10 protein-coding genes are annotated in these 6,882 nt (G+C 55.8%); 5 read left to right on the plus strand and 5 right to left on the minus strand.

Annotation, left to right across the window (positions count from 1 at the left end):
* From B3Y70_RS01510 to B3Y70_RS01525, 4 genes are all read right to left on the minus strand, one after another.
* Positions 1-497 (minus strand): GIY-YIG nuclease family protein (locus B3Y70_RS01510; RefSeq protein ID WP_288589093.1); only part of this gene is annotated, 497 nt, incomplete at its 3' end.
* A complete protein-coding gene (uvrY, locus tag B3Y70_RS01515) occupies positions 481-1,140 on the minus strand; it encodes a UvrY/SirA/GacA family response regulator transcription factor (protein ID WP_011784699.1) in 660 nt (219 codons plus the stop codon). The genes uvrY and B3Y70_RS01510, both read right to left, overlap by 17 nt.
* Positions 1,141-1,242: 102 nt before the next feature.
* Positions 1,243-1,506, minus strand: a complete 264-nt coding sequence (locus B3Y70_RS01520; protein ID WP_011784698.1) for a hypothetical protein — start codon at positions 1,504-1,506, stop codon at positions 1,243-1,245.
* 74 nt (positions 1,507-1,580) lie between these two features.
* Positions 1,581-3,200 (minus strand): methyl-accepting chemotaxis protein, encoded by a 1,620-nt coding sequence (locus tag B3Y70_RS01525; RefSeq protein WP_011784697.1) that lies wholly within the window; start codon positions 3,198-3,200, stop codon positions 1,581-1,583.
* Between the two features lie 156 nt (positions 3,201-3,356).
* On the opposite strand from B3Y70_RS01525, the gene B3Y70_RS01530 reads away from it, so the two are divergent.
* Entirely contained in the window at positions 3,357-4,061 is a 705-nt protein-coding gene (locus B3Y70_RS01530; RefSeq protein ID WP_041656245.1) for an AzlC family ABC transporter permease, read from the plus strand.
* A complete protein-coding gene (locus tag B3Y70_RS01535) occupies positions 4,054-4,386 on the plus strand; it encodes a branched-chain amino acid transporter permease (protein ID WP_273031102.1) in 333 nt (110 codons plus the stop codon). The genes B3Y70_RS01530 and B3Y70_RS01535 overlap by 8 nt, the downstream gene beginning before the upstream one ends.
* 12 nt (positions 4,387-4,398) lie before the next feature.
* Here B3Y70_RS01535 and B3Y70_RS01540 read toward each other — a convergent pair whose 3' ends face one another.
* Positions 4,399-4,803, minus strand: coding sequence for a DUF1330 domain-containing protein (locus B3Y70_RS01540; protein ID WP_011784694.1), 405 nt, complete (start codon positions 4,801-4,803; stop codon positions 4,399-4,401).
* 225 nt (positions 4,804-5,028) lie between these two features.
* Here B3Y70_RS01540 and B3Y70_RS01545 point away from each other — a divergent pair, with 225 nt between their 5' ends.
* The 3 genes from B3Y70_RS01545 to B3Y70_RS01555 form a co-directional block, all read left to right on the plus strand.
* Positions 5,029-5,676, plus strand: a complete 648-nt coding sequence (locus tag B3Y70_RS01545) for a c-type cytochrome (RefSeq protein WP_113879742.1) — start codon at positions 5,029-5,031, stop codon at positions 5,674-5,676.
* A 13-nt stretch (positions 5,677-5,689) separates the two neighbouring features.
* On the plus strand, positions 5,690-6,703 hold the full coding sequence (locus B3Y70_RS01550) for a c-type cytochrome (protein WP_153740146.1): 1,014 nt from the start codon (positions 5,690-5,692) through the stop codon (positions 6,701-6,703).
* Between the two features lie 76 nt (positions 6,704-6,779).
* The coding region (locus tag B3Y70_RS01555; RefSeq protein ID WP_288589096.1) for an acylphosphatase at positions 6,780-6,882 on the plus strand (103 nt) is incomplete at its 3' end.

Consider the following 6,882-nt stretch of genomic DNA (forward strand, 5'->3'; position numbering starts at 1 on the left):
CTACAGGATCTTATGCGGAAAACCTTTTGTAGAATATTAAGACTTTCCTTGACCGCTCCCGAGCTTGGAAAGGGCCCGAACCAGATGCCACCACCCTTTTTGGTGCGGCCCCGCCGAAAGGTCAGCGAGGGATAATCCGAATGCGAGGAGAGATAGATATAGGGATAGGACTTATCGTCCCTCAACAGAATATTGTAGGGCGGCCGCAGCGATTTGATCAGATTCTGTTCCAGCAGCAACGCTTCTGTTTCACTGCCGGTAATAGTGACTTCAATGGCCGCAATCTTGCCCACCAGGGCTTCGGTTTTAGGGGCCAGGCCTGATTTACGGAAATAACTGCTGACGCGCTTGCGAAGGTTGCGGGCTTTACCCACGTAGAGGATGCCACCGGTATCGTCATACATACGATAGACACCGGGGCGTTCTGTCAGTTGTTTCAGGAAATTCTGGCTGTCGAACTTCCCGGGAGATTGCTCGGGATCAGACCTTGTCGGCATCCAGCAATCCAAGCCTTACTGCCATCAGCGCCAGCTCCACATCACTGGAAATCTCCAGCTTTTCGAAAATCCTGTAACGGTAACTGTTTACGGTTTTCGGACTCAGGCACAGTTTGTCGGAGATATCCTGAACCTTCTGGCAATCCACCACCATCATGGCAATCTGCATTTCGCGCTCAGACAGGCGCTCGAACAACGACAGCTCGCCGTCTTCATCCCGCTCACCCCCGAGCTGTTTCAGTGCCATTTTCTGGGCAATTTCAGGGCTGATGTAGCGCTGGCCGGAATGGGCTTTACGAATGGCCCGCACCATTTCCTGAATATCAGCACCTTTGGTCACATACGCGGTGGCGCCGCTCTGCATCACTCGGGCCGGATAAGGGTCGTCTGCACAGGCGGTAACCACGATAACGCGAATGGAATCATCAATACGAAGAATGCGCCGGGTCGCCTCCAGGCCGCCAATACCGGGCATGCGAATATCCATCAGGACAATATCCGGACGGTTTTCACGCACACAGTCAATCGCCTCTTCGCCGGACGAAGCCTGGCCAATGACGTCTATATCGGGATTGTCAGCCAGCATGCGAGTGATACCCGAGCGTACGAGCTCGTGGTCATCAACAACCAATACCCTGATCAAAACTCACCTCGCCGTCAGGTATGAGGAAACAGGCCGATTGTAACGGTTAGCAGCGTCAGCCGGTAGGCGGCATGAAAAAAATTGCCAGAATGGGCACCTTGATCACAGACCATTGCCGGAAGGGGAACCCAGGCCGGCAGTGTTCTCAACCGGATCGAACCACACCACAAGTTCTCCCCTGCGCACTGCTTCAAGTACTCGCTCCCGCTCTGCCAGAGGACTTTCGGTGTCATTCAATCCGTGATAACGGGTGCAGTATTCCTCGGCCAGGCCCTCAAGCTGATCAGCCGTGAGTAAACCCGTGTCTACTACAAATTTTTCTTCTCGCGGGTCCGGATCGGAAGGCTGCACTGCATCGTTACTCATAGAACCTCCAGTCAGTCGCTGTATGTTACGGTTTTATGAGCCAGACAAGAACCCCCGCAGATGAAGACACATCATCACGTTTCTGGAGAGCGGGTGCGGAAACGGGCAATGAGCTGCTTCATGCCCACCGATTCCTGCCTAAGCGCTTCACTGACAAGGCGGGTATCCTCCACATTCAGAGTCAGGGTCTCAGCGCTCTCACCGAGAGCCTCCGCGCGACGCCCCACCCTCGCGATTTCACCCCGCTGCAAGGCAACCGCACCCTGCACACTCTCACTCTGACGCTGCAGCTCATGAAACTGAGCCGCCAGGCCTTCCAGGTGCGCTCTCAGGGCATGCAGATTAGCGCGATTCATTTCGCCAGCGCCCGCCATATCTTCCAACAGTGAGTCTGCGTTGTTTGCACCCACGACAAGATCCTGCACCCACTGGCGAATATTGGCGGTGGATTCCGAGGTCCGACGTGAAAGCGTGCGCACCTCGTCTGCCACCACGGCAAATCCCCGGCCGTGTTCGCCCGCCCTGGCAGCTTCAATCGCCGCATTGAGGGCCAGAAGGTTGGTCTGCTCGGCAATATCGGCGATCACGCCGGTGACTTGCTCGATTTTTCCGGTTGCGTCTATCAACGCAGTGATCGACTCAGAAACCCGTCCAATCACCTCAACCGTGTGGTCAGCGCCTTTCTCACTGTTAGCCAGCCCCTCACGGACTTCGCTGTTGGCATTGACAGCATGCATCACCGTTGCTGCAGAGTGCTCGGTGGCCTGTTCGATCTGGGACGCCTGATCCGCGATGGAAGCCATAGACTGAGCCACATCGGAAATCTGGCGGCGAGTGCTTTCGGCGGTTTGCTGCAGTGCTTCCGCTCCGTTATCCAGGCTGGCAGAGCGTGCATCAAGGCCTGAAGCCGCTGACCGAACATCCTCAACAAACACCTCAAAGCGCCGGACCAGTTGTTCAATAGCTCCGGCCACGCCGGCAACCTCGTCACGACCTTTTACCGCCAGGATCTTGGTCAGATCAGCGTTCTGCTCCATGGCCGACACATCCTGGGCCATGGCCTGCAAGCGAAGGATCACCGAAGTCCGTAGCCAGAGCGTCATCGCCACGACCAACGCAAGAAAGACCAGGGCGCCACCAAGCAGGAACCTCTGCTGGTCTGCCAGATAATGCAACAGTTCTGATGCGCTCGCAGTAACGCCATCGCGGCTGGCTCTCTGGCGCTCGCTTATCGCCGCCAGCATGGGCTCCAACGCCTGGAACAGTTGAAAATCGACGATTTTTCCCACTTCATAGTAGCTACGCTGGCCTATTCCCTGTTTCATGTCCGCCATCAGCGCCACGACCCGGTCATATTGCTCGCGATTGTCCCGTGACCAGGTGCCTAACCCGGGATTCTGCTGAATCCTCTGCCAGTGCCGGGGAATTGAGCGCTCCAACTCGGTGAACAAAGGATCGATTTCGTCCCACAGTAAAAGCTGTGCCTTGATCTTGTAAGCCAGATCCTGCAACAGTCGATGGTCCTGCTCCAGATCAACCAGCATCCAGGATTGCTCGAGACTCTCTCCAACCAGTGCCTGAGAGGTATGCTCGGCTTTCGCTATGATCATCCAGGCAATGAACGTGAGGCCGGCAACAGCAGCCACCGACAGCAGCGCAAACGCCAGGATTCTGGCGCGAACAGTGGTCAGCATAAAAACTCCGATCAGGTGTACCCGGTCGGAGGGTATGCCCGTTTTATGACACTTTTATGTATTTGCTTGCGTCATTTTTTCGATACTACGTTTGGCGATCTTCAAAAATAACTGCTAAATCACTATCATCGCTCTTTTATTTCCGTTCGGATGCTAATGAATCACCACGCTTTCAAGCTAACCCTGCCGATTTTATTTGGCTACATCCCCCTTGGTATGGCCTTTGGTGTGTTGTTTACCACGCAACTGGATTATCCCTGGTGGATTGCTCCCTTGATGGGCCTTGTTATCTACGCCGGTGCCGGCCAGATTCTGGCGGTCAGCCTGCTGGCTGCCAATGCCGGACTGGTTGAGGTGGCCGTTGCCATGTTCGTACTGAACGCTCGACATCTCTTCTATGGATTGTCGCTGCTGGGGCAATTCCGTGGCGCCGGCTGGCGTAAGGCGTATCTGATTTTCGGTTTGACCGACGAAACCTATTCGCTGCTCACCAGCCGTCCCCGTTCGGCCAATCGCGAACAGGAACAGCATGTGGACTTCCGGATCACGGCCATGAACCAGGGCTACTGGATTGTCGGATGCACCTTGGGTGCGGTACTCGGCAAGACTGTCGCCTTCAACAGTACCGGCATTGAGTTTGCACTCGTGGCGCTGTTTATTGTGCTCACAATCGAACAATTGAAAGCATTGGGGGATTCGTTTCCGGTGTGGGCGGGGGCGGCGGCAGCTGCGCTTGCCATGATGCTGGTACCGGCAACCCATCAACTGATAGCAGGCATTGTACTGGTTACTGCAGTGCTTCTTCTGCACTACCGGAAGTATCGAACCGACACCATGGCAGGAGACGCAAATCGTGGATGAAAGTAGCTACCTGGCGGCGTTTATTGCCATCTCCGCCCTGGCCACATTTGCGACCCGGGTGGTGCCTTTCCTGTTCTTTGAAAAGCACACGGAACACCCTCTGATCAAACACATCGGGCGCTTCCTGCCCGCAGCCGTGATGGCATTACTGGCCACAGTATTTTTGCAGAGGTCTGCGGACTGGCAGGCACAGGCACCTGGCGCAGATGCGCTGATACCCGCATTACTGGTGGTTGCCGTTCACCTGTGGCGCAGAAACGCGCTGCTTTCTATCGCGGCCGGCACTGCCGCCTACATGGGCATTCAGCAATCAGGCATTCTGTAAGGCACCCGATAATCAGGGGGTGCCCTCAACATTGGCCACCAGCCGGGAATCTTCCAGCGCGGCCGTGCGGTGCTTCACCACGCCCTTGTATTCCGGACTTTCAATCATCGCCAGAAAGGCGTTAATGGAGGGGTAGCGGACCAGCAGCACCTGATCCCAGGATTCATCCGGCGGCGCAATCAGCGAACCGACGGAACGGCCAGACCAGATCACCTCAGCACCAACTTCCGAGACACTGCGGGCAGCCTCTGTCATATAACGCTTGTAGGCATCCCTTCCCGAACAGTCTTCGCTGTCATCCTTGTATGCAGCCTTGTCCCTGAACCGAAGCAGATTCAGCATCACAACAGGCTGATCTTTGGGGATTTCATCAAGAATCTTCTGTAACTCTTCCTGAGATGGATTGACGGTCGCCATAGTTGTCCCTGTTCATTCGTTTGCAGGATGGTTCTTTGCTGCCATTCTTTGAATAGGACAGTAAACGAAAATCCCGAAATGTGCATCACCATCTTCGCCTTTCGGAGGGGTTCCCTTGCATTATTGACCTTCGTCAAGCAAGAATTAACGGTGAACTAGCGCTATAAGCACATAACTGATGGTGATAAAGCGCACTTATTCAGAACAAAAGAGAGACAATCGACCGTGAGCAAACTCCCAGTGATACTGGCCGCGATCGGGCTGGCCACCACAGCAGGTATTGCATCGGCTGAGGTATCTGGCGACCCACAAAACGGCAAGGAGGTCGCCAACCTCTGCGTGGCGTGCCACCAGGCCGATGGCAGCGGCAAACACATCGAAGGTGGAGAATCCTGGCCCAGGCTGGCGGGGCTGAATGCCACCTATCTGGCCAAACAGTTGCACGACATCAAAGATGGCTCCCGGACCAGCCCCACCATGATGCCTTTCGTGAACATGCTGGACGATCAGAAGATTGCCGACGTTGCGGCCTACTACAGCCAGCTTGAACCCACCGCTGGTGAAGGCGGCCAGAAAGCCGATGACGCACTTCTGACCAGAGGCGAGCAACTGGCCCAGCGTGGCGACTGGTCCCAATACGTGGTTTCCTGCAAGAGCTGCCACGGCCCCGGGAACCAGGGTGCTGGCGACGTATTTCCCGGGATTGCAGGCCAGCACGCGGGTTACATCGAGGCACAACTGAAAGCCTGGAAGGAAGGTACCCGCAAGAACGATCCCCAGGATCTTATGGGCTCCATTGCACGCCGCATGAGCGATACCGACATTCACGCGGTCGCCGTCTGGCTTGCCAACCAGAACACCGCCAGCAACTAAGGGGACAAAGATCATGATGCGCACACTGCTAACCGTCACCCTGTCCGGCTGCGTAATGCTCCCGGTGACTGTGGCGGCCAATGACGACAAAACCCAGGCCTACATCGACCAACTCACCTCGATGGGTTTCCCTGCCCCGAAAGACAACCAGCTGGTACATATTCCACCGACCATGGCGGATCTGGAAGAAGCCGACATCCATCCGGAACTGAAAAAGGTTATCCGCAGGGGCTACGACCTGTTCACCAACACCCAGCAACTGCGTGGCAAGAACGTGTTCAACAATATGAACTGTTCAAGCTGCCACCTGGGTGAAGGCCGGATGCCTTTCAGTGCGCCCATCTGGCCGGCTGCCGTTACCCTGCCCGGCTATCGCGGCAAAAATGGCCATGTAAACAACCTGGAAGAACGGATTGCCGGTTGCTTCACCTATTCCATGAACGGCAAGCCCCTTGAATACGGCAGTGACAACATGCTGGCACTGTCGGCCTACCATCAGTGGTTGGCGACAGGCGTGGAGATGTACCCCAAACAGCCGATCTATGGCCGGGGCTTCCCGGCTCCGGAGCGGCCAGCCGAACTGAGCTACGTCAACGGTGAAAAGCTGTACCAGGAAAACTGCGCGGTGTGCCACGCTGAAGATGGGACAGGCCTGCGTATCGACGGCCACACCGTATTCCCGGCCCCCTGGGGCGATATGTCCAACAACTGGGGGGCTGGTATTGTGCGCCTGCATACCGCAGCTGGCTTTATCAAGAACAACATGCCATTGGGGCAGCCCAACTCCCTGACTGATCAGGAAGCCTGGGATATCGCCTTCTACATGGACAGCCAGGAGCGACCACAAGATCCGCGCTACACGGGCGATGTGAAGGAAACCGCTGAAAAATTCGGGCCTACTTTCCACAAACATTCCATGTATGGTCAGGTTCGGGAATCCGATGGCAAGTTACTGGGTGACCACGACAACACCGGAGACAAGCCTTTCCTTAAACCAGACACCGTACGGTCGAGAACATTTGACTGACAGACGTTATAATTCGGTGTCACAGGCCTCCCTTGCGGAGGCCTTTTTGCTTGCAATCAACGCAAGGAGGAACACGATGACCATCAATCGCTGGCACTTGCTGGTAAGCGGCAAAGTACAAGGGGTTTACTACCGGGCATCCACCGAACAGAAAGCCCTGGAACTGGGCCTGACAGGCT

It is taken from the genome of Marinobacter sp. UBA5687 (assembly GCF_002420325.1).
In the GTDB taxonomy this organism is placed as follows: Bacteria; Pseudomonadota; Gammaproteobacteria; order Pseudomonadales; family Oleiphilaceae; genus Marinobacter; species Marinobacter nauticus.

What these genes read in the sequence shown, in the direction of transcription:
- B3Y70_RS01520 (WP_011784698.1), bottom strand. Translation starts at nt 1,506, where the DNA reads ATGAGTAACGATGCAGTGCAGCCTTCCGATCCGGACCCGCGAGAAGAA.
- B3Y70_RS01525 (WP_011784697.1), bottom strand. Translation starts at nt 3,200, where the DNA reads ATGCTGACCACTGTTCGCGCCAGAATCCTGGCGTTTGCGCTGCTGTCG.
- B3Y70_RS01530 (WP_041656245.1), top strand. Translation starts at nt 3,357, where the DNA reads ATGAATCACCACGCTTTCAAGCTAACCCTGCCGATTTTATTTGGCTAC.
- B3Y70_RS01540 (WP_011784694.1), bottom strand. Translation starts at nt 4,803, where the DNA reads ATGGCGACCGTCAATCCATCTCAGGAAGAGTTACAGAAGATTCTTGAT.
- B3Y70_RS01550 (WP_153740146.1), top strand. Translation starts at nt 5,690, where the DNA reads ATGATGCGCACACTGCTAACCGTCACCCTGTCCGGCTGCGTAATGCTC.